22 protein-coding genes are annotated in these 26,471 nt (G+C 68.4%); 11 read left to right on the plus strand and 11 right to left on the minus strand.

Going from position 1 to position 26,471, the window contains the following annotated elements; genetic code table 11:
* Window positions 1-74: 74 nt before the first annotated feature.
* The 5 genes from DL991_RS21060 to DL991_RS21080 form a co-directional block, all read right to left on the minus strand.
* Window positions 75-2,276 (minus strand): germacradienol/geosmin synthase, encoded by a 2,202-nt coding sequence (locus DL991_RS21060; RefSeq protein WP_125786059.1) that lies wholly within the window; start codon window positions 2,274-2,276, stop codon window positions 75-77.
* A gap of 102 nt (window positions 2,277-2,378) precedes the next feature.
* Entirely contained in the window at window positions 2,379-3,158 is a 780-nt protein-coding gene (locus DL991_RS21065; RefSeq protein ID WP_125786060.1) for a DUF3800 domain-containing protein, read from the minus strand.
* Window positions 3,159-3,190: 32 nt separating this feature from the next.
* Complete coding sequence (locus DL991_RS21070; RefSeq protein ID WP_125786061.1) at window positions 3,191-3,982, minus strand: metalloregulator ArsR/SmtB family transcription factor; 792 nt, start codon at window positions 3,980-3,982, stop codon at window positions 3,191-3,193.
* A gap of 79 nt (window positions 3,983-4,061) precedes the next feature.
* A complete protein-coding gene (locus tag DL991_RS21075; RefSeq protein WP_125786062.1) occupies window positions 4,062-5,294 on the minus strand; it encodes a lipase family protein in 1,233 nt (410 codons plus the stop codon).
* Between the two features lie 189 nt (window positions 5,295-5,483).
* Window positions 5,484-5,909: an SRPBCC family protein gene (locus DL991_RS21080; RefSeq protein ID WP_125786063.1), complete on the minus strand. Its 426-nt coding sequence runs from the start codon at window positions 5,907-5,909 to the stop codon at window positions 5,484-5,486.
* A 105-nt stretch (window positions 5,910-6,014) separates the two neighbouring features.
* On the opposite strand from DL991_RS21080, the gene DL991_RS21085 reads away from it, so the two are divergent.
* Window positions 6,015-6,821, plus strand: a complete 807-nt coding sequence (locus DL991_RS21085; protein WP_125786064.1) for a helix-turn-helix domain-containing protein — start codon at window positions 6,015-6,017, stop codon at window positions 6,819-6,821.
* 443 nt (window positions 6,822-7,264) lie between these two features.
* On the opposite strand, the gene DL991_RS21095 is transcribed toward DL991_RS21085, so the two are convergent.
* From DL991_RS21095 to DL991_RS21115, 5 genes are all read right to left on the minus strand, one after another.
* Window positions 7,265-8,494, minus strand: coding sequence for a hypothetical protein (locus DL991_RS21095; protein ID WP_125786065.1), 1,230 nt, complete (start codon window positions 8,492-8,494; stop codon window positions 7,265-7,267).
* A 72-nt stretch (window positions 8,495-8,566) separates the two neighbouring features.
* Complete coding sequence (locus DL991_RS21100) at window positions 8,567-9,172, minus strand: YiiX/YebB-like N1pC/P60 family cysteine hydrolase (RefSeq protein WP_158632688.1); 606 nt, start codon at window positions 9,170-9,172, stop codon at window positions 8,567-8,569.
* A 449-nt stretch (window positions 9,173-9,621) separates the two neighbouring features.
* Window positions 9,622-10,278: a response regulator transcription factor gene (locus DL991_RS21105; protein ID WP_125786067.1), complete on the minus strand. Its 657-nt coding sequence runs from the start codon at window positions 10,276-10,278 to the stop codon at window positions 9,622-9,624.
* An 18-nt stretch (window positions 10,279-10,296) separates the two neighbouring features.
* Entirely contained in the window at window positions 10,297-10,977 is a 681-nt protein-coding gene (locus DL991_RS21110) for a helix-turn-helix transcriptional regulator (protein ID WP_125786068.1), read from the minus strand.
* Complete coding sequence (locus DL991_RS21115; RefSeq protein ID WP_125786069.1) at window positions 10,974-12,245, minus strand: BTAD domain-containing putative transcriptional regulator; 1,272 nt, start codon at window positions 12,243-12,245, stop codon at window positions 10,974-10,976. The genes DL991_RS21110 and DL991_RS21115 overlap by 4 nt, the downstream gene beginning before the upstream one ends.
* Window positions 12,246-12,302: 57 nt before the next feature.
* Here DL991_RS21115 and DL991_RS21120 point away from each other — a divergent pair, with 57 nt between their 5' ends.
* From DL991_RS21120 to DL991_RS21130, 3 genes are read left to right on the plus strand one after another with little or no spacing between them, the layout of a single operon-like run.
* Window positions 12,303-13,010 (plus strand): response regulator transcription factor, encoded by a 708-nt coding sequence (locus DL991_RS21120; protein ID WP_199754021.1) that lies wholly within the window; start codon window positions 12,303-12,305, stop codon window positions 13,008-13,010.
* Window positions 13,007-14,257, plus strand: a complete 1,251-nt coding sequence (locus tag DL991_RS21125; RefSeq protein WP_125786070.1) for a sensor histidine kinase KdpD — start codon at window positions 13,007-13,009, stop codon at window positions 14,255-14,257. The genes DL991_RS21120 and DL991_RS21125 overlap by 4 nt, the downstream gene beginning before the upstream one ends.
* Window positions 14,258-14,313: 56 nt before the next feature.
* Window positions 14,314-16,131 carry a fibronectin type III domain-containing protein gene (locus tag DL991_RS21130; protein ID WP_125786071.1) on the plus strand — a complete coding sequence of 606 codons (1,818 nt, stop codon included), beginning with the start codon at window positions 14,314-14,316 and terminating at the stop codon, window positions 16,129-16,131.
* Here the strand turns inward: DL991_RS21130 and DL991_RS21135 are convergent, their stop codons facing one another.
* Complete coding sequence (locus DL991_RS21135) at window positions 16,132-17,394, minus strand: protein kinase (RefSeq protein ID WP_125786072.1); 1,263 nt, start codon at window positions 17,392-17,394, stop codon at window positions 16,132-16,134.
* Between the two features lie 159 nt (window positions 17,395-17,553).
* Here DL991_RS21135 and DL991_RS42655 point away from each other — a divergent pair, with 159 nt between their 5' ends.
* From DL991_RS42655 to DL991_RS21175, 7 genes are all read left to right on the plus strand, one after another.
* Window positions 17,554-18,357 carry a hypothetical protein gene (locus DL991_RS42655; RefSeq protein ID WP_158634439.1) on the plus strand — a complete coding sequence of 268 codons (804 nt, stop codon included), beginning with the start codon at window positions 17,554-17,556 and terminating at the stop codon, window positions 18,355-18,357.
* A gap of 4 nt (window positions 18,358-18,361) precedes the next feature.
* On the plus strand, window positions 18,362-18,682 hold the full coding sequence (locus tag DL991_RS21150; RefSeq protein ID WP_125786075.1) for a hypothetical protein: 321 nt from the start codon (window positions 18,362-18,364) through the stop codon (window positions 18,680-18,682).
* 181 nt (window positions 18,683-18,863) lie between these two features.
* Window positions 18,864-21,446: a Hint domain-containing protein gene (locus DL991_RS21155; protein WP_125786076.1), complete on the plus strand. Its 2,583-nt coding sequence runs from the start codon at window positions 18,864-18,866 to the stop codon at window positions 21,444-21,446.
* Window positions 21,447-21,451: 5 nt separating this feature from the next.
* Complete coding sequence (locus tag DL991_RS21160; protein WP_125786077.1) at window positions 21,452-21,772, plus strand: hypothetical protein; 321 nt, start codon at window positions 21,452-21,454, stop codon at window positions 21,770-21,772.
* A 459-nt stretch (window positions 21,773-22,231) separates the two neighbouring features.
* A complete protein-coding gene (locus DL991_RS21165) occupies window positions 22,232-23,191 on the plus strand; it encodes a MoxR family ATPase (RefSeq protein ID WP_125786078.1) in 960 nt (319 codons plus the stop codon).
* 2 nt (window positions 23,192-23,193) lie between these two features.
* On the plus strand, window positions 23,194-24,315 hold the full coding sequence (locus tag DL991_RS21170) for a DUF58 domain-containing protein (protein ID WP_125786079.1): 1,122 nt from the start codon (window positions 23,194-23,196) through the stop codon (window positions 24,313-24,315).
* Entirely contained in the window at window positions 24,312-26,441 is a 2,130-nt protein-coding gene (locus DL991_RS21175) for a DUF3488 and transglutaminase-like domain-containing protein (RefSeq protein ID WP_158632687.1), read from the plus strand. The genes DL991_RS21170 and DL991_RS21175 overlap by 4 nt, the downstream gene beginning before the upstream one ends.
* Window positions 26,442-26,471 lie beyond the last annotated feature (30 nt).

Raw genomic sequence — 26,471 nt, forward strand, 5'->3', positions numbered from 1 at the left:
CGTGCAGGTGGCGTGCCGACGGGCCTCGCCACGGGGTCGTGAGTGGCGATTCGGGTTCTAACCCGAATCGCCACTCACGACCAACCCGACCCGCTCCCGATCCGCCAGGCCGACATGCCGATCCCGCTCGGCTCGAGCGAGAACTTCGGCGGCTCGGGGGTGCTGAGGCGTTCCAGCTCCTCAGGCGTGTACCGCACGCATTTCCGGTGCCATTCCAGGATGCCGGCCATCCAGTCCTTCATGTTGTCCGCGTACCTGGTCAGCACCGCGCGGGCGTCGTCGTCGAGCGCGAGGTCGTCGCACATCCGCGGCAGGTCCTCGTCGGCGAGCTGCTCGAACTGGTCCATCCGCGCGTTCATCAGCCGGGCGGCGATGTCGCGGGCCTCGATCCGGTCGACCTCCAGGAAACGCTCGACGACGTAGACGAGGTTGTGCACCTCGCCCTCGTATTCGATCTCCTTCTGATAGGAGAAGAGGTCGTTGGCGAAGGTCGCGTAGTCCTGGGCGGCGGTGTCGAGTTCGAACAGCACCCTGTTCTGGTAGATCTCCGGCGGTACGACGTCGCCGAGCCGGAGCCGGGCGAGGCTCTTCGTCAGATCCGAACCGAACGTCCGCCGCCGCATCTCCACGTAGTCGACCGGGTCGGGGACGCGGTTCTGCGCCTGGTTCGCCACCTCCCAGACCCAGCTCGCGGTCATCCTCTCGATCGCCTGCCGGAACTCGGCCCGCGCGGGCGGGGTCAGCGGTCCGGCGGTGCGGGCCCACAGGTCCTCGAGGCCACGCTCGACCGGGTTCGACGGCTTCGGCACCGGCTCGCCGTCGAGCGGCATGAAAAGGGAAAGGCGGTCATTGCACAGTTTCGCCGCGACAGGGTCCCTTCTCATCCCGAAGACGACCGGGAAGTAGTCGTCGCCGTAGGTGCCCCAGGTCAGCCAGTCCGACGACAGCTTGAGCTGGTCGAGATCCGAGTCCGCGTGGATCATCGCGGCGCAGTGCGGCAGGTCGATGCCGTGCATCCGGCGCTCGTCCCAGATCCCGCCTTCCTCGAACATCCCCATCTCCCGCGCCCAGCCCGGCGCGTACTCGCGGGCCGCGGCGAGATGCGGGCTGGTGCGCACGGGGTACGGCATGCGGAATTCCGGCAGCGGCAGATGCCCCACCTTCGCGAACGGCGGCGGCGCCTGCTGCCGCACCCGCTGGACCAGCCCCAGCCTTCCCGGCGAGAGCCGCAGCGATCCGGTGCCGAGCCCGCTCGGCCCGTTGGCACCGGACACCGGGCCCTCGTTCATGTACCGGCTCGACCGCGCGTGCCATTCGTGACCGCCGGACTGCCAGTCCTGCAGGCCTTTGACATACAGGCCGACCCCGACCTGTTCGGCCAGTGACACGTCGCGTTCGGCCAGCAGCGCGGGCACTTCGACGAGAGCGGTGTTCTCGAACTGCTGCAGCCGCGAGGTCAGCAGGTCGTTGGTGAGTTCGGCGGCCTCCTGCGTCGGCCAGCCGAGGAACTTCTCGAAGACGAGGACGGCGTTGGAGTTCTCCCCCTCTTCGCGCACTTCTCGTTGGTAGGAAAAGAGATCGTTGCGAAGGTGGACGGCGTCGGCGAAGGTGTCGCGCAGGATCTCCATCGGCCTGGTCGCCGCGATCTCGTCCGGCACTTCGGCGCCGACGGCGTACTCGATCAGGTTCGCCGACCATGGCGCGCCGCCGACGCGACGGCGCATCTGGATGTATTCGATGGGATTCGCGATCCGGCCGCGGTCGATGTTGTCCAGTTCCCAGAGCGATTCGACCATGAGGTTGTGCGTGCTGGTGACGAAACGCCGCCGCCAGGCTTCCGACATCGAGGGAATGGTGCGCGCCCAAAGATCCTTGAGCCCGGCTTCGGCGGGATTTTCCGGTTCCGGAGAGGTTTCCCCCGGTCCGGTCATGAACAGTTCCAGCCGGTCCAAATATGCTTTCGCGCCCTCGGTGTTCCGGGTGTACTTGAATTGCGCGAGGAAATCGTCGTCGAAGAAGAACACCCAGACGTACCAGTCCGTGACCAGATCGAGGGACGGCCCGTCACAGTCCGGATGGGTGTGCGCGCAGAGCAGCGCGTAATCCATTTTCGCCAGCGCCTGCTCGGTCCAGACGACGTCACCGGACGGGGCGGGTGAATCGAGCATGCCCCTTTGCCTGGCCCACGCCATACTGTGCGTTCGCGCCGCTTCGAGGTGCGGATTCATCCTGGCCGGATGCGGCACGTAGAACTCGGGCAAGGTGAAAGCCTGCATCGGCGACGGCCTCCCGCGGGTGTCGGATATGCCCCGACGTTTCCAGCCCGCGGCGGTTCCGGGCAACGACCACCCGAGGGATTCGGTGTGCCATGGAGTGAATCAGTCCCAGATGGACGCCGAATCGACATACGGCGCGAGCAATCCGCTCAATACCCGGTCACCGTTCCCGTTCAATTCGTCCTCGGCGATCCGGCGGGCGACGCCGACCAGGAAATCGGCGGCCTGCACCCGCGGATCGGTCCGCGAATCCACGAACCTCACCCCGGCCGAACCCGGGCTCGACTCGATCCGGGCGAGCCGTTCACCCTTGAGCGACGGTTGTTCGTCGTGGACGAGGAACACCCGTTCCCCGCCCGCGCTCCAGTACTCGACGGCGCGGAGGATCGCGGGCACCAGCGGATCGAGGGGCTTGGCGTCACGCGCCTCGGCGACCTTCGCCCGCAGTTCCGCGGTGTCCCCGACCATCGCGAAGAACGACCCTGTCGCCGGATCCCGGCGGTTCCTGGTCCTCAGCACGTCGTTGAAGGCGGCGAGGAGTTCGTCGTCCGGCCGGACCTGGAGGCCGACGAGTGCGCGGAGTTCGTTCGCCAGCAGCAGTTTCTTGTCCACGAGGTACACGTGCGCACGCCCGTGGACCGGGCCGCGCGGGCCGAGGAACCATTCGAGGACCCGCCGGTGCTTCGTGCGGAGGAGGTGGTTGGCCTTGTACTCGAGCGCGGGCGAGCGGATCCTGCGCCGCAGTTCGGCCAGGCAGGCCGCGGCCTCTTCGGGGCTCAGCCGGACCCCGGCGTGCGCGAAGACGTCGGTCTGCCCGCCGATCAGCTTCTCGCCCTCGGACCCGGACTCGTCACAGGCGATCTCCAAGGGCACGTCGCGCATCGTGCCCGATCACGGCGGTTCCGTCGAACGGGTTACGCGGGTTCGGGCAACGGCTCACCGGTCTCGAGCAGCGTCTTGAGGCTCGACAGGATCGACGGCCAGCCGCCCTTGACCATCTCCAGCGCGGTGCTGCCCTGGTCGAAACCGTCGTGCACGACGGTCAGCTTCACCGTGTCGCCGACGGGTTCGAGGTCGAACGTGACCTTCGACCGCGACTCGGCCTGGAGCTTCGCCGACACGTCGTCGTCGAGGCCGACCGACTTGGCGAACTCCGGGGTGAAGGTGTGCCACGTGTAGGACAGCCGCCGGTACGGGTCGGACTCGAGGATGACCTGTTCGGGGTCTTCCAGCTTCACGCCGAGCTGCTCCCACGCCATCGTCGACCCGGGCTTCCAGTCCGAAGTGAACTCACAGCCCCAGTACTGCTTGGTGAAGACCGGATCGGTGAGCGCCCGCCAAAGCCGCTCCGGCGTCGTCCTGATGTAGCTGGTGTACACGAATTCGTCGGTGCTCATGGGTTGCTGCTCCAATGCCTTCTTGAGGTCGGCGAGCGCGTCGACCCGGCCCTGGTGGTACCGGTCGATCCAGCGTTCGGCGATCGCGTTGATCGGCTCCGCGTTCACGTAATGCAACTTCTCTCGGCCGCGGCGGACCGTGGTCACCAGGTTGGCCGCTTCCAGTACGGCCAGATGCTTGCTGACCGACTGCCGCGCCATGTCCAGCCCCGCGCACAGCTCGCGCAGGGTCTGCCCGTCGCGCGCGTTCAGGTCGTCGAGCAGCCGGCGACGGCTGGCGTCCGCCAGCGCCTTGAAGACCTCGTCCATGCCGCTCTCCCTGATATGCAGCCGTGCGGCTGCCTGTCTAGATTAGGCAGCCGCACGGGTGCATGTCAAGGACTCCGGATCAGAAGCGGCCGCAGTTCCCGTTGCCCGCCTGTCCGTTGAACACGCTCTTGAGCCACTCGGTGGCGTCGCCGGGAGCGGTCATCATGCCCAGGGCGTGGGAGAAGAACGGAGCCAAGGTCGCGAGGTCCTTCCACTGGACGTTGGCGCCCTTGCCGCACCAGTCCTTCGCCATCTGCTTGCCGACGGCGGCGGGGATGACGTCGTCCATCGGGCTCTGCTCCACCATGACCGGCATGGCGGGCTTGACGGTCCCGATCCTGTTCTCCGCGACGATCGCGTCGAACGGCGGCTGGGAAAGGAACGAAGAGACCGGCTGGCCGCTCTTGGTCAGCGAACTCGTCTGCTTGCCCATGAACTTGAAGATCGAGTCCATCGTGCAGGTCTGCCGGGCCTCCAGGAACAGCTGTGCGCCCGCCGGGTTGGCCAGATCCATCATCCTGGCTTCGGGGTAGGCCTGGTTGATGCCGATCAGCGCGTAGCCGAGGAACCCGACGTACATGCCGCCGTCCAGCGACTTGGCCAGCGCGGCCTTGTCCGCGGGCGGCGCACCGGAGTAGACGCCCTTGACGTTCAGCTCGGGCGCGTAGGTGGACGCCAGCTCCGCCGCCGCCGCGGCAGCACTGCCGCCTTCGGAATAGCCGGCGATGCCCACCGGGCCGTTGGCAGGCAAACCGCCTCCCGGCAGCCGCTGCGCCGCGCGGATCACGTCCAGCACGGTGTGCGCTTCGGACAGCCGGTTCACGTACGGATGCTCACCACTGCCTTCGACCCACGGCCCGAGGTAATCGGTCTGCGCCACCGCGAACCCGGCGCCGAGCAACGCGTTGACGAAACTACCCTGGAAACCGGACACCATGTCCTGCGAGCCCTCGCCCGCCAGCGTTTTCGAGGGCGCGCACTGTGGACCCATGCCGAAGGTGAACGGCGCGTAGGCCACGATCGGCCGTTCCCCGGGCCCGCTCCACGCGGCGTTCGGCACCAGGACCGTGCCGCTGACCGCGACCTGCTTGTTCTTGTTGTCCCGCGACAGATACTGGACGCGGGTGGCCTTCGCGCCGTTGTAGTTCGAGGGCTGCGACTTGAGCACGTCACCGTTCTGCCCCGCGGGCAACGGCGAAACCGGGCTGTAGACCGAAGTCGTGTCGGCGACGGCCGACGGCGCGTTGAGCGCCACCGCGACCAGCGTCGCGGCGACGGTGGCGATCAGGCCACGGCGAAAGGGAACGGACATACGGCAGCTCCACGGTGAGTCGGGACCGGGCAGGCGCCCAAGGGGAACCGATCGACCGCGGACTTTCAAGAGATGAAGACCGACCGGTCTTCAAGTTGTCAACCGCGGCCGACCGGCCGTTATCCGCTTTGTCACCGGGAAACGATCGGGCGGTTGATCGACGCGACGATCGCCGCCATCGCCGCTGTCTCAGTGCGGAAGGCCGTGCTGATCGTGGGCGCCGTCAAGGGTCCGCTTGATGACATCCAGACCACGGGACATCGCCTCGGCCATCGGCGCGGCCAGCTCGTCGGGGAGCACGTCGCGCGTCCACACCAACCGGCACCGCCGCTCGCCGTCGGCGAAGACCTGCATGGAGGCGCTGTCGTGCTCCGGTCGAACGCTGCCACCGACGACCGAGTAGACGATCCGGCGCGTGTCGTTATCGACGGTGACCCGCCTTTCCCGGACCACCGTGCCGTCGGCGAAGGTGACGACCCGGTGGTCGGTCTCCGCCTTGGTGTCCAGCGCGAACCCCGGTGCCATCCGCGAGGGCCCAGCGCCGAAGTCGCCGATCACCTCCCACACGTCGTCGGCACCGGACTCGATCACGATTTCCTTGCTGATGGACGCCATGTCCGTTCTCCCTCGGTCGGATGCGCTCAAGCCTGTCCCGTACCGGCCCCACAGGTCTTGAAGATCCTTGCGGAAACTGTCGGACCCTCCACCTAACGTCGGCGAGTGCTCTCCTTCGTCGATCTCGCCACCCGCCCGGAGTTCGCCGTCGCGACGGTCGACTGCCGGGACGATCACCGCGGCTGGTCGATCGAACGGCCGCGCGACGACGTGCGGCTCGTACTCGTGCGCCACGGCGGATTCCGCCGCCGGGTCCGCGGTGTCGGCACGGACCTCGACCACACCGTCGGCTACCTCGGGATACCCGGCGAGGAGGAACACTTCTCCCATCCCGCGGGCGGCGACCGGTGCACCTCGATCAGCCTGAAACCCGTGCTCTGGCGCACCCTGGCCGGCGACACGCCAGTGCTGGAGCGCTCGTCGCTGTACGTGGACGGCGCGCTCGACCTCGCCCATCGACGGCTCCTGGCCGCCACCCGCGCCGCCGACACCGGCTATGCGGCGGCCGAGGGCCTGGTCGGCCTGGTGGCCACGATCGTCAGCCAAGTCGTGGCCACGACCATCCCGGCCGTCGACCGGGCAAGCGCCGGCGACCAGGCGCTGGTGGCCCAAGCCCGAGGTGTGATCGGCGACGGCCATCCCGCCGCGGCAGGCCTGATCCCGCTCGCCGCCCTGCTGGGTGTCTCGCCGTACCGGTTGAGCCGGGTCTTCACCCGCGAACTGGGAGTGTCGCTGACTCATTACCGCAACCGGGTCCGCGTGGGCCGCGCGCTGGACCGGCTGGAGAACGGCGACACCAGCCTCGCCGTACTCGCCGCCGACCTCGGCTTCGCCGACCAAGCCCACCTGTGCCGAACCGTGCGCGCACACCTGGGACACACGCCGACCGCATTACGCGGACTGCTCGCCTGATGCCACGAAAGAAGTGACGGCTTTGGTGGGGCACCATCACCGCATACAAGGTCTTCGCTGGGACGAGGTCAGAAGCTTCTTCGACCCGGATCAGATGGGGGCGCTCCCCGACGTGTTCGTCCCGGCTGCCTCCGCAGAGGACTGGCAGTCGGTCTTCGATCTGGTCGAGACACGCGGTTGGCGGTGGGAATTTCGTCAAGGCGCCACCGCGTCGCCCCCGCCTCACGTCGGCCGAGGAGATCGACTTCGACATCGATCTGCGGGACTGCGGGGGCAGGCCGGCGTCGACACCCTCTGCGGGTTCCTCGCGGAGATCGGGCGGGAACTGCGCAAGCCGGTGCTCATGACGCCGGAAGGCGGAAGCCAAGCCCACCCGGTCCTCGGGTTCGATCCGACGCTCGACCGAGTGGTGTCGATGGCTGACCCACCCTCGGGCAGCTGACTCAGGAAAGAGGCGGAACGGCCATACCGCGCAGGTTGAACCGGATGCCGAACCGTTCCGCTATTCCGGGCACGGTGATTTCGGTGATCAGCTTCCCGGTGACGCGATCGAACCGCTTGATCTTGATGGGGGTCTCGCCGTCGAACGTCTCCTGCGTCAGGTTGATCGACCGGTCCGTGAAGATCGCCTGGCTGGACGAATCGCTGTCCGAGGTGAACCCGGTGTCGAACCGCGGCGCGGTGACCCCGGAGGCGATTTCGGTACTCATGATCCGGCCGTCGGCGGCGAGCCATTCGAGGTGGCCTTCCCGCACGGCTTTGGCGTCGTAAGTCTTCTGGGAGAACGTCTCGGGGTCGACCAGTTTCTCGGTGACGGGGCGTCCCTCGGCGTCGACCAGGGGCTGTTCGGCGTACTGACCGTTGCCGGTATTCCACGAAACGATGGTGATCCGGGGCTTGCCGTCGGCGTCGGCGTAATCGGAAAGGAACGTGATGACACCGTCGTGACAGGGCACGTGACGGTTGTGGTCTCCCGCGTCGAAGGCTCCTCGCCAGGCGAGAACCTTTTCCCGGCCTTCGGTTGCCGGGTACAGCTGGGAAAGCAGCTCCGGCTGCGCACCGGGATCGGCCTTCGAGCGCATGCCGGGAATCTTGGCCGAATCCGCGAAATGAGCTCCACCGTCGGTGGCGATTCCATTGAGGACACCGCCGCAAAGCGCGTTCATGAAGTAGTTTCCTTCGACCCGGTAGAGCCGGGAACCGGTCGAAGTGGTGACGGCCACCTGATTGGTGTAGCCGGATTCGGAGAAGCCTTCATTGTAGACCGAGACGAAACCCTTGTCGCCGGGCAAAGCGAAAGCCGACTGCTGATGCCCTGCCTTCTTGTTCTCGAAGCGGACCAGACCGTCCTTGCCGAGGATGTAGTCGCGGGTGTCGTCGCTGAAGAACAGCCCGGTCTCCGACCACGCGATATGCGACTCGGCCATGCCGCTGGTCTCGATCAGCTGGTTGCTTCCGTCGGCCCGCACCAGGACGAGATAGGCAGGCTGCCGCTTTTCCGGCGGGTTGTCGACCGAGGTGTCCGGGCTGAGGTAGAACGCGACGACGGTTTCGCCGAGCTTCACCACATCGGGATCGGTGATGTTCACCTCTGCTCCGCCATCCGGTGATGTACAGGCCGTCACGGCCAGAAGTGCGCAGGCGGCGAGCGCGACGAGTCGGGGGAGGCGCACCGGGCCGAATCCTCTCAGACGGTGGGCGGTGCGACCCGCACCCGGCAGGCCGCACCGTTCATCGAAACGTCGTTACTTGATGGTCTGGTAAACCACGGTGCTGCCGTCATCCTTGATGTTGTCGGGGTAGACGCCCAGCCCGCCGTTCTCGTCCAGGTCGATGTCGACGGAATCCTTGTAGGCCTTCCACACCAGCTCGGAGCAGTTCAGCTTCCCGTTGTTGTTGTACTTGTTGTTCGCGAAGTCCATGTCGTAGGCCAGACCGCGGAACTTGTTGTAGGCGTGGTTGGCTGCCTTGTCCCGGCTGGACTGCTTGGCGTTGACGGACATCTTGTAGATGGGGCCGCACTTTTTCAGCGTGGACGCCGTGACGGACCGGCTCGTGCTGCCCTTACCGGGCGCCTCGACGATCGTCTTCGTCGTGTAGTAGATGCCGACGTGGTTGTGCTTGAACACGGAGGTCTTGGCGTAGGAGTGGAAGACATCTCCCTTGTTCCGCGCGTTTCCGACCGTTTTCTTCGCCGTGCAGGCACCGTCGTCGGAGGAGGCGATGCCGATCTCGCTCGACGCGGCCGTTTCCGCGGCCTGGGCGGGCGCGGCGAGCAGGCCGAACATCGCCGTTCCCGCCATCACGGCGGACGCCGCGGACGAGACCAGAATTCTCCCGATCTTGGACATGGATATCCCCTCTTCAAGCTGTGGACAGACGAATTGTGTTCGCACACAAGACTTCCGATGGGCAGACGTCATCGGAATCGGAGTTGCTACCGGGCCCCCGTCCGTTGACAGACATGAACCTAACCGCTCGGGAGAGCCTTGGGAGTCCAGCGAACACCTGACAGACCAGGCCGGACCACGACGCTAAGGTGGGAGTCAGCACTTTCGTCGCGATGAAAGTGCTCCGAAAACGCGAGCCGCCATACTGCCCCTGCCGAAGGTCCGCCCTTCACCACCCGCCGGTGTCGGTCCCTGGAACCGGCCGTGTCGCGAAAGTGGCCTTCGCAACGTTGAAGGTTGCCGAAGTGGCTTTCGCAACCCGCCACCTTTGCCATACCCCTCAACAGATCACCGGAATCGAGGGCGGACATGACCGGACCGAAGGCCCGCGTCGCCCGGGCCGGAAGTGATCACTCACGCAGGACGTACCCGACCCCCCGCACGGTGTGAATCACGGGCGGCGGTCCGAGCTTGTGCCGCAGCTGCGCGATCAGCACTTCGAGCGCGTTGGGCGTCGGGGGCACCAGTTCGTCCCAGCCCGCATCGGTCAGGTCGCGTCGCCGGACCGGCTCGCCCGCCGAGACCACCAGCCGGTGCAGGACCGCGAACTCCTTACCGGTCAACGTCAACGTGACGCCACCTCGTCGCGCCTCGTGCCTGCCGATGTCCAGTTCGAGGTCGAGGAACACCAGCACCGGCGCCGCTCCTGAGTCGCCACGGCGGCACAGGCTGCGTACTCGCGCGATCAGTTCGGCCATCGCGAAGGGCTTGACCAAGTAGTCGTCGGCCAAAGCCAGCCCGGCGATCCTGTCGGCGACCGTGTCGCGCGCGGTCAGGAACAGCACCGGGACCTCCCAGCCGTCCCGGCGGCGTTCGCCGACGTAGCCGAGGGAGTCCCCGGCCGGCAGCATCCGGTCGAGCACGACGCAGTCGTAGGCATTGACACTCAGGGCCTCGTCGGCGTCAGGGAGGTCCTTGGCGACGTCGACGGCGAACCCGGAGCCTCGAAGTGAAGCCTCGACGGCTAACCGGAGATCCTCGTCGTCCTCGGTGACCAGTACACGCACCAGACGACCGTAGCGCGATCACCCGGCGAGCTCTATCAACCAACCGCGGTCCGCGGCCTTCGCACCGGCCTGGAAGCGGCTGCGCGCGCTGAGCCGGCTCATCAGATCGGCCACCATCCTCCGCACGGTCCGTTCGGAGATACCGAGACGGGCCGCGGCGGACTCGTCGGTGTAACCGTTCATCAGCAGCGTCAGCAGGTCCAACTCGCGCCGGGTCGGCCCCGACCCGGCATACGACGGATCGGGGGTGCGTGGCGTCGAGGCGCCGCAAGGCGTTCCGGAGGGCCGCCACAATCGTTCGAACAACTCGGCCACGACCATCACCACGCTGGGCGCTCGGAACTCGGTGAGCTCACCGCACCGGCCCCCTGGAAGCAACGCGAGCGTGCCGTCAACGACCATCGCGGTCATCGGGACGGACGGCACGGCGCGGATTTCGGCGCCTCGGGAGGCGAACATGTCCAGCCGCATGGCCGCCTCCGGGAGGTTCCTCGCCTCGATCGGCACGAGTACCCGGTAGCGCACGCCGCGCCGCAGGTTGTCGAGGTCCTCGGTGTGGAGCATCGGCTGCGGCCCGGCCATCGCCACCAGGACGAGCACCTCACGGATCGCCGTCGAAAGCGTCATGTCCGCACGCGTCGCCCGTCCGCCCGGTGGGGCGGGACGCGACCGGTCGAGTCCATAGTGGACGGTGTTCATGCCACTCGCTCCAGCTGCCTGGCCGAAGCCCGCTTAGGTCCCAAGTGGACGGTCATGGCCCCGGCGAGCGAGAAGTCCCGCACGCGCGTCGTGACGATGGCGGCGCTGCGGCCGGTCGCGGGCAGTAGTGCCGCCACCTGGCCACGGGCCGCGGCGTCGTCGAAGACCACCAGCACCCGCCGCCCGGCCAGCTCCGAGCGCCACAGCGCGGCTCGTTCGTCCGCATCGGCCGGGATCAGCGCGGGCGGGAACCCGAGGCCGCGCAACAACCGCTCCAGCACCGCCGCGATGGCCAGTGGCCGGGATCCGCCGTGCAGATCGACGAAGAACTGGCCGTCGGGAAAGCGTTCGCTGACCCGATGGGCCGCGGCCACCGCGAGCGCTGTCTTTCCCATCCCCGCCGCACCGGTGACGACGACCGCGGGCGCGCACCCGGTCAGTGCCCGGTCCAGGACCACGAGCTCCCGCTCCCGGCCCACCAGCGGCTCGACCGCCCGCGGCAGCTCCCGTCGCGGCCGGTCCGGTGCCCCGGAACCGTGCACCGCCTGGAACGCCTTCATCAGCTCGGGTCCCGGGCGCACCCCCAGTTCGGCGGCCAGGAGCCGCCGCGCCCGGTGGAACGTGGCCAGTGCCTGCGCCGGCCGTCCCCTCGCGTGTTCCGCCCGCATCAGCCGCGCCCAGACGTCCTCTCGCAGCGGGTCGTCCACGGTCAATGCCTGCAGCGTGGCTACCGCGTCGGCCGTCCGCCCGAGCCCGAACTGGGCCTCGGCAAGCGATTCCCGCAGCTGCCGGTGCAACTCGTCGAGCCGCTCGACGGCGTCGTCGGCAAGTACGTCCAACCCCTCGAACGGCCGCCCTCGCCACAACCGCAAACCCTGCTCTACCAGTGTCAACGCGGTTCCCGGCGTCCCCGCGGCCAGTGCCTGCGCGGCATCGCAGGCAAGAGCCGCGGCACAATCGGCGTCCAGCTCACCAGGGCCGACGTGCAGCCGATAGGCCCCGGCCCGCCCTTCGATGCGGGGGCCGGCGTCGTGTTCCGGCAACAGCCGCCGCAGCTGCCACATGTACGTCTTCAAGTTCGCTTCGGCCGAAGCCGGCGCGGCCTGTTCCGGCCATGTGTTCTCGATCAGCCGGTCCACCGCGACCCACGCGTTAGGCTGCGTCAGGAGCGCGGCCAGCACAGTGGCGGGCTTTCCGCCGGCGGGCCGCCCCGTGACTCCGTCGCGGCCACGCACCTCGAGTGGCCCCAGGACCTGGAAGAGCACCATGCTCGCACCCCCTCGCTTCGTGTCTCCCTACGATCGCGCCATGTACCTGAGGTTCCGATGACAACAGAGCCAACAGGGCCAACCGGGCCAAGCGGGCCGACGGCGCGCGTGCTGGTCGTGGAAGACGACGAAGACCTCCGTGTGGCGATCACCGCCGAGCTGCACGGGAGCGGCCTGCCCGTCCTCGAGGCCGGTGACCTGGCACAGGCCGACGCCGAGCTGGCCGCGGGCGGGTTCGCGTGTGCGGTATTCGATCGGATGCTGCCCGACGGCGATTCGATCGAATACGTCCACCGCCGCCGTCAGGAGGGCTGGGCGGTACCGGTGCTGTTCCTGACCGCGCGCGACAGCCTCGCCGACCGGGTCGCCGGGTTCGAGCACGGCGGCGACGACTATCTGGTGAAGCCGTTCGCGGTGGCCGAGATGAGCGCCCGTGTCCACGCGCTCTACCGCCGCGCGGGCGCCGGACGGCCGTCGGTGCTGCGCCACGAGGACCTCGAAATGGACTGCGCCCGGCGGCAGGTGCGTCGCGGCCGCACGCTGCTCACCTTGAGCGACAAGGAGTTCGCGGTGCTGGAGTACCTGCTTTCCCGCCCGGATCAGGCTGTTGGACGTGACGAGCTGATCGAGCACTGCTGGGACATGAGCACCGATCCGATGTCCAACGTGGTCGACGTGGTGATCCGGCGCCTGCGGGTGCGGCTCGGCGAGCCCGAGGTCATCCACACCGTCCGCGGCCGCGGCTACCGGATCGCGGACCGGTGAAGGGCTCCGCGGCCGATCGCCTCCGCCGCCTGCGGTGGCTGCTCACCTGGCTGTTCACCGGGCTGAACGCCGCCGGGCTGATCGTCTTCGCCTGGCTCGCCGTGAGCGCCGACCTGAAGCAGCGCGAAGTCCAACTGGACAGCGAGCTCGTACGCGTCACCGCACCGGTCAAACGGCTGATCATGGGCGAGGGTGACACCATCACCACCGCCTACGTCGGCCAGGACGAAGTGAACCGGCAATGCCCGCAGTTCGTGATCCTGCCCAGCGGCGCGGGCGGGTTCCCGCCCTACACGAGCGGCCGGACCTGCGTGCCGGTCGACGCCAAGCGACTACAGACTTTCGCCGACCTGTCGGTGCGGAACGGGGCCGTGCTCAACGGCTACAGCAGCGGAACCGCGGGCGAGATGGTCCGCGTCGGCGTCGAGCCGTTCCGCAACCGCAACAACCAGGAGTCGGGCGCCATCGTCGCGGTCGTCGACGCGCGAGACGCCCTCGCCGCGCATGACCAGCTGAAACTGCTGGTCATCGGCGGATGTGTGCTCCTGCTGGGTGCGATCGGCGTGACCGGGCACGTGCTGTCCGGACGCGCGATCCGGCCCGCGACCACCGCGCTGCAGCAACAGGAGGTTCTGCTCGCCGAGACCGCGCACGACCTCCGCACACCGGTCGCGGCGCTGCGCGCGTTGGCCGAAGCGGCGCTGCGCAACCCCGCCGAGAGCGACGAACTGCTGCCACGGACCGTCCGGCTCGCCGCGCGGATGGGCGGCATCATCGACGGCCTGCTCGTGCGTGCACGGCTGGCCGCCGGAGTCGAATCGCTGGCCATCCAGCCGGTGCGGCTGGACCAGCTCGTCGCGAGCGTCGTGGCGGAGACGCCGGCCGAGGGCGCGCAAGTGACGCTGGTGGCGGCGCCGTCGACTGTCTCCGCCGACCCGACACTGGTCCAGCGCGCGGTGGCCAACCTGCTCGACAACGCGCTGCGCTACGGACGGCGTCCCGGCTACGAGGCCATCGTGCACGTCACCGTCGCCGGTGGTCAGGTGACCGTCGCCGACAGCGGACCGGGGATCGACTCGTCCGTCGCGGAGGAGAAGTTCGACCGGTTCACCAGCGGCGGCGGGTCGAGCGGGCTCGGCCTGTCGATCGTGCGGTGGGTCGCGCTCGCGCACGGCGGCAGGCTGCGCGTCTACAACGCCGAGGAGGGCGGCGCGATCTTCGAACTGAAGCTGCCGGAAGGGCCCTGACCGCGAAATGTATCCGAGCGGCTCCATTCTGTACCTCGTTCTTCTATGATCGGACGGTGCCGGAGAGGGGATTCAAGCGGCGGCTGCCGCTCACTGTGCTGGCTGCGACCTGCGTGGCCCTCGTCGTCGCCGTCGCCACCGGAGCGGTGAAACCCGTCCCCGGCTTGGGGCTCACGCAAGCCGGCCATTGGGTCGCCAGCCCCGCTCTCGGCTTGGTCTTCCTCGTCAACGGCGCCAACCGGAGCGTGGATGCCCAGGCCGCCGTGCCGGGTCTCGAACCCGGCTCCGACGTGGTCCAGGGCGACACGAGCGCCTACGTGGTCGGCCAGCGGCGGATCATCGAGTTCGGCAAGTCCGATCTCACGGTGAGCCGCACGGTGGACCAGCCGGTGACCGGGGAGCGGCCGTTCCTGCTCGAAACCGCGGGCGGGCCCTACCTCGTCTTCCGCGAGGCCGGGCGCGTCGTCCGGCTCGGCGACGCCTTCACGTCGATCGACACGGGCGGCTCCCTCGGCGATCCGGTCGCCACCTCGGATGGCACGGTCTGGCTGCAGCGCACGGGCGATGGGAAGCTGTGCCGGCTGGCAAAGGGCGCCGGCGCCGTCGGGTGCACCGTGCAGGCCGCCCGCGGGCATACCGGTGCGCTGACCGTCGTCGGTGACACCCCGGCGTTCGTCGATACCACGGCGAGCACCCTGCAGACCGTCACCGAAGCCGGGCTCGGAAAGCCGCTGCCCTTGAACGCGTCGTTCAGCGCGGGCGCGCAAATCGCCTCAGCCGACGCGGCCGGACGGATCGCGGTCCTCGAGCCGGGCTTGCGCAAGCTGTACCTCCTCGACGCGAGCGGCCTGAGCGCCGGGCGCGATCCCGGCCCTCCCAAGACCATCGACCTGTCCGATGGCCAGTACTCGCGACCGACCGCTTCGTCGTCCGCTGTCGTCCTGCTCGATCTGACCCGCAACACCGTGGTCACCTACTCCCCGGACGGCCTGCCGCGGCACTCGATGCCGATCCCACCGGAGAACGGGTCGCCGAAGCTCTCGCGCGGCGAGGACAAACGGGTCTACATCGAAGGCGCGCAAGGCAACCACGTCCTGGTGGTCGATCCGGAGGGCACGGTCGCGAAGGTCGCGGTGACCGCCGACAAGCCGCCGGTCCCCCAGCCGACGACGGTGCCGCCGTCGTCGACGGTCCAGCTCCCCCCGCAGCGGGGGAACGGAGGCGACCGGCCACAGTCGCAGCCGAAACCGAAACCGCAGCCACCCGCGACGTCCCCCAAGGCGCTGGCAGCGAGCCCACCCGGCCTTCCCAGCGGTCTCCGCGCCACCTTGGCGGGCACGACGGCGAGCGTCACCTGGGGTGCGGCGGCACCGAACGGCGCGGCGGTGACGGGATACCGAGTGTCGTGGACGCCGTCGTCCGGATCGGGCGCGGGTTCGGCCGCGCTCGGCGGTGGCGCTCGGTCGACGTCGATCCCGAACCTGCGCGACGGCGTGACGTACACGATCGCGGTCACGGCGGAGAACCGCGCGGGACGAGGCGCCCCGGCCACGACGAGGGTCTCCCCGCCCGCGGGGCCGAAGCCGACGATCACCATCAGCCGCGGCAAGACCGGGACCTACGACGAGACGTGCGAGGCGCCGGCGTGCGCCAAGATCCGCGTGGTGATGAAGGGCTTCACCCCCGGCACCCGCGTCAAGGTCAGGCCGTGGTCGAGCGATCCGGACTACAGCAACGAGGGCCGCGGGTGCGACATCCCGGCCAGCGGGAACCTCACCTTCGAGGCGTTCGACTTCGGTCAGGTCGGCAACCAGGTGTGGGTGGTCACCGACACCGGTGTGAAGTCCAACGTCATCACCTGGAAGTCGGGCTAGCTAGCGAACGCAGCGGGCGCCGCGAACGCCCTTGCTCTCGCTTTCGTAGGAGTGCACGCCGTCGGTCGCCTGGACGACGAAGCAGTACTGCCGTCCGGGCTCGACATCGACCCGGTACGCCGTGCCGCTCTCGACGTAGTGAGTCTTCCGTGGCAGATCCACGCCCGCGACGATGACGGCGTAGTGCAGCGTGGATTCGGTGCTGCGCCAGGAGAGTTGGACGTACTTGCCGTGATCGACGGGATCGGCGAGGTCGAGCCGCACGGGATTGACGGTCGTGGCGGGCGCGCTGGACCCGGCGTCGGCGCTCGCGGGCGGCACGCTCAGCTCACGCGGCCGGTTCTGCAGCACGAAAACCACCGCCGCGGCGAGGACGACGGCCCCGGCCGCGACGCCGGCGATCAGCCGGGTTTTCCCCCTGCGGCGGGATTTCGCGTGCTCCGGGCCATAGTCGAGGATCGGCGCGCCAAGGGGGCGCGGAGTGGCCGCGGTGCCGGGCGTCGCGCCGAGCCGGGTGGCGACCAGGGTGGCGTCGATCGGGCGGGCACCGGGGTCACGTGCCAGCAGTGAGGCCACAAGCGGGCCCAGACCGGCGGGGAGGCCGGGCCGATCGATCGGCGCCGCCTGCCCGCTGAGCACGCGCAGGGTCAGCTCGTCCACGGTGTCGCCCGGCTCTTCCCGCACAGGGGAACGGCCGGTGAGCGCGAAGTACAACAGGGCGCCGAGGCCGTAGAGATCGGTACGTTCGTCGCGGGTGCCGTCGGTGATCGTTTCCGGCGCGAGGAATCCGACGTCGGAATCGCCGGGGAACGACTGCCGCAGCGCGAGCCCGAAGTCCGCCATCACCGGTGCACCGGACGCGCGGAAGAGGACGTTGCCGGGCGTCATCCCACCGTGGACGACGCCCGCCTGGTGCGCCGCGGCCAGCGTCGTCGCGAGTGCTTCGCCCAGGGAAAGCACGTCCTGGATGGAAAGCGGCCCGAATGTCCCGACGAGTTCGGCCAGCGATTGCGTGCAGAGTTCCATCCGGACGGCGAACCGGCCGTCGGGCAGTTCCTTCGCCTCGGCGGGGATGAGGACCGTGCCGAGCTCGCTCAGCGAGTCCAACGCGGAGAGTTCCTTCTCCAGCTCACCGCGGGTGCGACGGTCGACGCGACCGGGATACACCTTGAGCGCGAAGGCCTCGCCGGTCATCTCGTCCATCCCGGCCAGCACGGTGGCGGACGGGCCCTCGCCCAGCGGCACCAGCTCGTCGTCTTCCATCGTCCCCAGTCTGTCATCCGCGGGCCGTCGACGGCGAGCATGTCCGGTTATTGCCGCCTCCGCCCGATGTACCGCGGATGTATTCGTCATGGACCCCGGTGGGTCACTCTTGCCGCTGCGGCGGTGGTTTCCCCTCGCCCATGACCAAAGGAGGCGAACATGAAGCGGAATCTGCGGCGCGCGGCCGTCTACGGGGTGGCCGGACTGGCGACCGCCGCGATCGGCGCGACGACGGCGAACGCGTTGGTGGACAGCTCGACCGACAGTGCGGCCCCTGCCCCCGCACCGGCACCGGCGCCGGTTCCCGCGCCGGCGCCTGTGCCCGGGACCGCGCCGGTCGCGCCAAAGCCGGTGAACGTCTTGCCGAAGGCACACACGGCGCCCGCACAGCCGGCCGCGCCCAAGCCTGTGCATCACGTCAAGCCCGCTGCGGCCCATCGCGCGACCGTACCGGTCGCGTTGTCGAAGCCGCAGGTGAAGAAGGTGCGACAGGCGCCTCAGCAGAAACGGTTCGTGGTGCAGGCGGCGGCCAAGGCTCCGACGGTGTCTCCGGTGAAGCTGACCATCGCCCCTGCCACGCCGAAACTCGACACCGCGATCAAGGCCGTCGACGACGCGCGCAAGACCGTCAAGAACGTCGAAAAGACGTTGCGTGACGCCAAGAAGCGGCTCGCACAGTCCGAAAAGGACCTGAGGAACCTGCGCGAGTCGATGAAGCCGACGTCGGGCAAGAAACCTTGCCACGACCACAAGGCCAGGCACGACCGGATCAAGAAGGCCGACCTCCCCGGCGATCTGGCGAAGCGCCTGGAGGCCCTTCGCACGAAGGGAAAGACGACCTCGAAGTCCACGCACAAGTCGGGCAACACGGTCACGAAGACGGCGAGCTCGTCGGGCAACGGCGCTTCTTCGTGGTCCAGCGCGACGTCGACCAACGGCACCGTCTCCGCCAACGCCTGGTGACGCGATGACCGCCACGCTGGAACCCACCCGGTACATCGTGATCCCGCAGGACGTCTGGGAGCGCGAAGACGCGCCACCACCTCCTCTCGACGAGTTCGAGCCCTGCCCAGAAGATGAAGCGGAATACCCCGCAAGCGAAACCGAACCGCTGAGCTTGGGCGCATACACCGGCCTCGGCGGCGCTACGGGCTCGTTGGTCTTCGGCATCGCGGCGGGCGTAGTGGTGGCGTCACCGATGGGCTTGGTGGTCGGTGTGGCGGCGGGCGTCTTCGGCGGCCTGATGGGCCATTCATTGGCCGAAGAAATCTACGACCGGAAGCATTGAGCCGAGGATCGCGAAGGTCTCGGAGAGGGGGATCGGGAGTGGTAATGACGATTCTGACCGTCATTACCACTCCCGACGCGCAGAAGTGCGCCCGCTTCGACCAACCTCGGCATTGACCGAATGCGCAGTCGAATTCCCATTGGGTGCAGCGGCGCGAAGCGCGCCGAGAATAGGAGGTCCGATGGAAACCGCAGGACGCCCACTGACCAGGTCGATACTGTATGGCCTGTCAGGCGGAGCGTTGTCAGTTCTCTTTGTTCTCGCTGCCGCACAACAATCCGAGGCGGCTCCCGCCGCAGGTGGTAAAGGTGGCTCGGGCGCCCCCGTTGACCTGCACAAGGTGCGCGAGCTTGCCAAAGGTTCGGGCCAACGGCGGGAGGCTGAGCAGGCGCAGCGGAAAGCCGAGGAACCCAAGGCGGAGAAGCCGAGGGAGAACCCCGCACCACGCCGCACTGTTCCCGTAGGCGGCAAAGGCGGCACAGGCCAACCAGTAGACCTACGCAAAATACGAGAAATCGGCAAGAACTCGGACAAACGACGACAAGCCGAACAAGCACAACGCAAAACCGAAGAACCCAAGACAGAAAAACCAAGAGAAAACCCCGCACCACGCCGCAGCATTCCCGTAGGCGGCAAAGGCGGCACAGGCCAACCAGTAGACCTACGCAAAATACGGGAAAACGGCAAAAACTCGGACAAACGACGACAAGCCGAACAAGCACAACGCAAAACCGAAGAACCCAAGACAGAAAAACCAAGAGAAAACCCCGCACCACGCCGCAGCATTCCCGTAGGCGGCAAAGGCGGCACAGGCCAACCAGTAGACCTACGCAAACTGATGAAGGTCGGTAAGGATAAGGACCCGAAGGACCATGTCGCCGGCAACGTGCTCGACGAGGCCCGGGAAACCATCGTGGAGGGTTTGGAGTCGGTTCCGGCCGCTGTCGGAGGCTTCATTCGGGCGAACCAGGACGCCACGACGTGGTCCGAGGCTGATCCGGACAGTGAGGAGTGGCGCGCGGCCGACAAACGCATCAAGGAACGCGGTGAGGCGGTCGCCGCGGTAGTGCGAGATCCCGGCAAAGTGGTGGAAGAAGTCATCCGTCCTTACAAGGAGGACTGGAACAGCGACAAGCCGGAACGTGTCGCCGGCCGGGCGGCGGTCGACATCGGCACCATGTTCATCCCCGGTGTCGGCGTCAGCAAGAGAGCGCTCAACGCGACCGAGGCGTTGTCCGGAGGGCGGGGACCCGATGTGGGCACCATCGCCAGGCCGCGCCCGGACAGTGAGTCCGGCAAGGAATCGGCGACGGCAAGCCCCCCTACCCGCCCGGACAGTGTCACTGGGACACCGAACCAACAGAATCCGCCCGATCGAGCCGACAGTGCACCGTCGGCCGGCACTCAAGGCTCCGAAGCGGGCACGACCGCATCCGGGACAGCTTCCCGCTCACCGAACGATGGCGATCGGCGCGCTAGCAGGGTGCTCCCGAACCCGGTGACGCAACTGCCCACGCTGCCCCGCACCAATTCCCCTGCCCGTCGCCCGGCCGACACATCCCGGCGGGACACCGACACTCCGGCGTCGCGGACGTCCGACGCCGGCGAATCCAGGCAGCGGCCGAGCGACCGCACGCCGGAAGCCGGAAAGGCGCGGGACAAAGCAGACGCGGATACCCGGTGCCTTACGCCGAACAGCTTCGTACCCGGCACTCCCGTCCTGCTGGCCGATGGCACCTACAAACCGATCGAACAAGTCACCCTCGGCGACCGCGTACTCTCCACCGACCCCGTCACCGGCCTCACCGAGGCCCGACCGGTGATCGACCTCATTCCCGGCCAGGGCCTGAAGGAACTGGTACGGATCACCGTCGACACCGACGGCGACCGGGGTGACGCCACCGGCACCGTCACCGCTACTGACGAACACCCGTTCTGGGTCGCCGACACCGGCCGCTGGACCGACGCCGAAGACCTGGGCCGCGGCAACCTGCTCCGCGCCCCCGACGGCCGTTTGCTGGAAGTCGTCGCCGTGCACGAGTGGACACAACGGCAGCAGGTGCACAACCTCACCGTCGAGGGCCTGCACACGTACTACGTCAACGTCGGCGGCCAAGACGTTCTCACCCACAACGCGGGTGGCGAGGACTGCTCCAGCGATTCCGACCGGTCCATGACCCGGGAGCAATGGCAGGCGGACCAATCTCGCCGGCGTGCCGAGCGGTCGGTCGCCAACGTCGATCAACCGCTGGAGAACCCGCATCCGAACGCCGCGCAGGAGGGTCACGGTCACAGCAGACATGGCTACCAAACGACGGACGCGGAGCAGGCCACGCGAGTACGCACCGGCATAGCCCCGGATGGGCTGCCTGCGAAAGCCGGCCGCGCCTCCCGGTTCCGCAGCGCACAAGCAGAAGCTGAAGCGCTGGGGCGGGGGCGCACCGAGCTCGAAGCTCACCTCCGCGATGGCAAGGTGCCTTCCTACACTGATCCCGTGACAGGTCAACAGCTCTATGTGCATCCGGTTACCGGGAGACCGGTCCGGCACCCGGTGAGTGTGACCACGAACGACCTTCGGGGGTTCGGCGAGTCAGCGCAAGTCGCGCGCCGGGTCGGCGGGCCGAGTAGTCCCCCCGTGCTGGACGCGAACGGCGAACGCATTCCCGATCTCGTCGTAGGACCCCAAATGACCGCCACTGTGAGCTACGAGTACGTACCGAGCACGAACGAGTGGCGCCCAGTCACCTACTACCCGGAGCCGTGAGCCCAATGACACCTACCCCACAGGACGCGCTGCTCAACGAGTTCATCTCGTACTACAACTCCGACGAGCTCGAATTGTTCATCCACGACAACCTGGAGGAACAAGCCGACGAGTCCGCGGAACGGATGGTGCACATCCTCGGTGATCGCGCCGTCGAGGTGGCGAGTTTGATGCGGGAAATGGCCGCCGACCCCGCTCATCCGTTCTACCGGACCATTTGCAAGCGCACGATGTACGACTGGGACGAAGATCAGGACTCGTGGGCCAAGTTCCAGCAGCTCGCACAGCGCGTGTCCGACGGGATCACCAAGGCCACCAGCGGCTGAGAAGGCAGACTCAGATGGTCGTGAGTGTTTTGTGTCGTTCTGGCGAGCCTCCTCTTAAGTACCTACTGCGTGGCCTGCGGCGCTTCTAGCGTGAAGTACATGAAGGCCTCCTTCATGTACTGGGGAAGGGGCCCTTCACGCGCTGTCGCTGTAGTGCCGGGGCTCAAGATGGCGTTCCTGCCCGCCCTGCCTCACGCCGGGCCAAGCTCAGCCCAGCATGCCGTGAGGGGCCCCTTCCCTACCCTCAGAGTAGGGAAGGAGCCCTTCACGGACCTGCGATCCCGGCACGCCGCCCGCCGTAGGTACCTGGAACACGATTCGTTCTAACGACACAAAACACTCACGACCCCAAGCCACCGATGTACTGGGGATATCCCTTTCCTGTACCTAGCCGATTACGCTGAGCCGGTGGCATGATGAGCCGAACGGTCCGGCGGGATCGACTTCGCAGGGGGCAAGGTGAGCAAGTCCAAGGCCGGGGAGGCCTTCGAACTGATCGCGGCGAACATCCAGGGGGTGATCCGCGGCAAGCCGGAGGTCGTCCGGCTCGCCGTGGCCGCGCTCTTCGCCGAAGGGCACCTGCTCATCGAAGACGTGCCCGGCCTCGGCAAGACAACGCTGGCCCGCTGCCTCGCCCGCAGTATCGGCGGCAGCTGGAGCCGGATCCAGTTCACCCCGGACCTGCTTCCCGGCGACATCACCGGCGTCACCGTCTACCACCAGAAGGACGAGCGGTTCGCGTTCCATCCCGGCGGCGTCTTCTCCAATATCGTGGTCGCCGACGAGATCAACCGTGGTACCCCGAAAACGCAGTCCGCGCTGCTCGAGGTGATGGCCGAGCGGCGGGTCACGGTCGACGCCGTCGGGCACGAGGTGCCACGGCCGTTCCTCGTCATCGCCACCCAGAACCCGATCGAGATGGAGGGCACCTACCGGCTGCCCGAGGCCCAGCTCGACAGGTTCCTGATGCGGCTTTCGGTCGGCTACCCGGATCTGCAATCCGAGGTCATGGTGATCATGGGTGACTGCGCCGGGGTCTCCGCCGACGACCTGCCTGCCGTGGTCGACATCCCGACGCTGCTCGACGCCATCGCCGAAGTCCGCGCCGGCCACCTCGATCAGGCCGTCTGCGAGTACGCGGCCCGGATCGCCGCGGCCACCCGAGTGCACTCCGCCGTCCGGTTCGGTGCGAGCCCGCGTGGCAGCATCGCGCTCGTCCGGGCCGCGCAAGCGATCGCCGCGACCGGAGGCCGCCAGTTCGTCACTCCCGACGACATCAAGGAAGTCGCCGTCCCGGTCCTCGCACACCGGCTCGTGCTCACTGCGGAGGCCGAGCTCAACCTGCGCGGCCCCGCGGACATCGTGGCCGAAGTGCTCGCGTCCGTCCCGGCGCCGGCGATGAACCACGCGGGCCGCTGACCATGCGGCTGACCGCCCGCGGTGTGGTCCTGCTCGTGGTGTCGATATTGCTGCTCGCGGTCGCCGAGTGGGCGGGCTATCCGTTGTTCCGCGTCATGGGCGCGGTCGGGCTCGCCGTGGTGGCCGCCGCGGTCGTCGTCACCGCACGCGGCCTGCGCGTCGACGTCTCCCGCGAGATATATCCGGACCGCGTCGAACGCGGACGCCCGGCGCTCGCGAAGCTGACAGTCCGCAACCTCGCCGGACGTCGCCAGCGCGGGTTCGACGCCTGGGACAAGGCAGGCGCCGCCGTCCAGACCGTCCGAGTCCGGTCGCTCGCTCAGAACGCCGAAGCCACCTACCGCTACGAACTGCCGACCGGCCGCCGCGGCAGGCTCCCGGTCGGACCGCTGACGCTGCACCGGGTGGACCCGTTCGGCTTGGCAAGGAACCGGCTTTCAGCCGGGGAGACCGCGGAACTCTGGGTGCATCCGCGCCGTCATCCCGCCCGTGCCCTGATCGGCGGCTACCCGCGCCATCACCACGACGGAAGGACGACCGACTCGCTGCGCGGCTCACTCGATCTGCGCGACGTCCGCGAGTACCAGCCAGGCGACGAAGTCCGGCACCTGCACTGGAAGGCCACCGCGCGGACTGGCCGGATGATGGTCCGCGACTACGCCGATCCGCAGCAGCCGCGGTTCACACTTCTGCTCGACACCCGCCGATCGTCCTTCACACCCGAGGTCTTCGAAGAAGCGGTCGACCTCGCAGCGTCGGTGCTGCACGCGTCCGCGATGGCCGGGCATCACACCCGGCTCGTCGGTTCCAGTGGTCTCGACCTCACCACCGCCGGCGGCCCGCTCGGTTCGCGGCTTCTGCTCGACGAGCTGTGCCAGATCGGCCAGGACACCGGGGAAACGCTCGTGACCCGCGAGCTGGCGGCCGCACGTGACCAGGGCGGCTGTCTGATGGCCGTCACCACCGGCAGGGTCGACGGGCTGACCACCTTGCGGCCACGCTATTCCTCGCTCTTCCTCGTCGACCTCGCCGCGGCCGAGCCGATCGCCGTTCCTGGCGTCCGCGTGATCAGTGCCGCCGACGCCGCGCACGCGGTCCGCAGATGGAACGAGGTGGTGGGATGAACCGCCTCACCACCGCGTTGATCCTGCTGGCCGCCGCGGTCGCGGGACTGTTCTTCGCCCCGGTGTTCGGCGTGACGGCGTTGCTCGCACCTATCGGCGTCCCGCTGATACTGGCCTTCGGCGTCACCGAGCTGTGCTCACGCTGGGAATCCCTGGTGCCGTGGCGGACGTTGCTGCTGCTGATCGTCGGGCTGGCCGGCGTGGTCGAGACCGTGCTCTACTCGACGACAGCCACCGGTTTTCCCACCGGGGCAACGTTTTCCGCGCTCGCGGACGGCGTCACCGAATCCTGGCGGCTCGCGCTGCAGTCGACCTGGCCGGCGCGACCGGAGCCGTCCACGCTGCTGTTCGTCCCGTTGCTGGTGCTGCTGGCCGGGGTGCTCGGTGTCGAGCTGCTCCGGCTGAGGCGGCCGATCCTGGCGCTCCTTCCGAGCTTTACCGTCGTGGTGGTGAGCCAGCTTTACCAGGCGACGTCCGGATTCCCGGCCCTGTTCGGCGGGCTCGGGTACGCGGCTGTCGCGGGCGGGGTGTTCGTCCTGATGCCGCAGGCCGACGTGGAAGGTCACCGCAGGAAGGTGTCCGTGCTGGCGTTGGCTGTGCCCGCGTTCGTGCTCGGCGTCACCGGCGCGCTCGTCGCGAACCTGCTCGTGCCCGCTCCCGGTCCGGCCTACTCGCTGAAACAGGATCAGCTCGCCGAACTCGACGCGCGAGTCGCGAACCCGCTGGACGACCTGGCCTACCGGCTGGAACATCCGGACACGCCGGTGTTCTCCTTCCGCGGCGACGCCGACACCGACCGCTGGCCACTGGTCGCCTTCGACGACTTCGACGGCGTCAACTGGAGCCCCGGCAGCCGCTACCGGCGGCTCGGCACCGAACTCGCGCCCGGTCCGGCGGTGGCCGTGCCCACGCACCGGCGGTCGGCGACGATCACCACGAGCGGCCTGGCCGGTCCGTGGCTGCCCAGCCAGACGTGGCCCGCCGCGGTCGGCGGGATCGCGCCGCTGGTCGAGGAATCGCAGGGCAGCCTCTGGCTGCCACGCCCCAATGACGGCCCACAGCGGTACACCTTGAGCTGGTGGTCACCGGAGATCCGCCCGGCGGATCTGCTCGACGCGGCGCTCGACTCATCCGCTCCCGGCGGTCTCGCGGGCATCGGCGACGTGCCACCGGAAGTCGGTCAGCTCGCGCGTGGAGCCGTCGGCGGGCTGCGTCCCAGTTTCAGGATCGCGCTCGCGCTGGAGCGGTTCTTGCGCGAGCACTACCGGCTGGCCACCGGAGCCGACCTGCCGAGCGGGCACAGCTGGCCGCAACTGCGGAAGTTCCTCTTCGAGACCAAACTGGGCACGAGCGAGCAGTTCGCGAGCGCGTACGTCGCGCTCGCGCGGACCCTCGCCATCCCGGCCCGGCTGGTGGTCGGTTTCCGGACACCTGACAAACCGGATGCCGACGGCGACTACACCGTCCACAACGGCGATGTCGTGGCCTGGCCGGAGGTCGCCGTGTCCGGCGTCGGCTGGGTGGCGTTGGATCCGACGGGCGCGGCGCGCACCGCGACCGGTAGCGCGAACAGCCTCGCGGCGGTGACCGCGCAAGCTCGAACGCAGCTGCCACCGGCCGAGCAGCTACAGGACCGGCCGCTGCCCGGCGGCGATTCCGGCCCCGGGGACGACGGCACCGGAGACGGCGGCTGGACGTTCCCGTTCGGTCCGGTCCTGGTCGCGCTCGCGGCGCTGGTGGTGGCGTGGTTCGCCGGGATCCCGCTGGCCAAGGGTGCGCGTACGTGGCGGCGGCGACGTCAGCCGGGCATCGGCGCGGTACTCGGTGCCTGCCGGGAGGCCAAGGATCGGCTACGCGAGCACCGCGTCCCGTGCACCGCGGGCATGACGGTCCGCGACCTGGCGGCGGTCGCTCACGGCACCGTCGACCAGTCCACAGTAGACGGCTTGCACCTGTTGGCGTCCACAGTGGACGTCGCACTGTGGTCGGGCGTGGGCACCGGTCCACACTCCGGGCCGCAGGCGTGGGCAGCGGTGCGGGAAGTCCGACGCGGCCTGGCCAAGCGTGGCCTGCGCGCGCGGCTACGTGCCGCCGTGAGCCCCCGCACTTTGTTGCCCGCTCGGTGAACGCGGGGCGGTCCGCCCTGTCTTACGCCT

It is taken from the genome of Amycolatopsis sp. WAC 01375 (assembly GCF_003947325.1).
Classification (GTDB): Bacteria; Actinomycetota; Actinomycetes; order Mycobacteriales; family Pseudonocardiaceae; genus Amycolatopsis.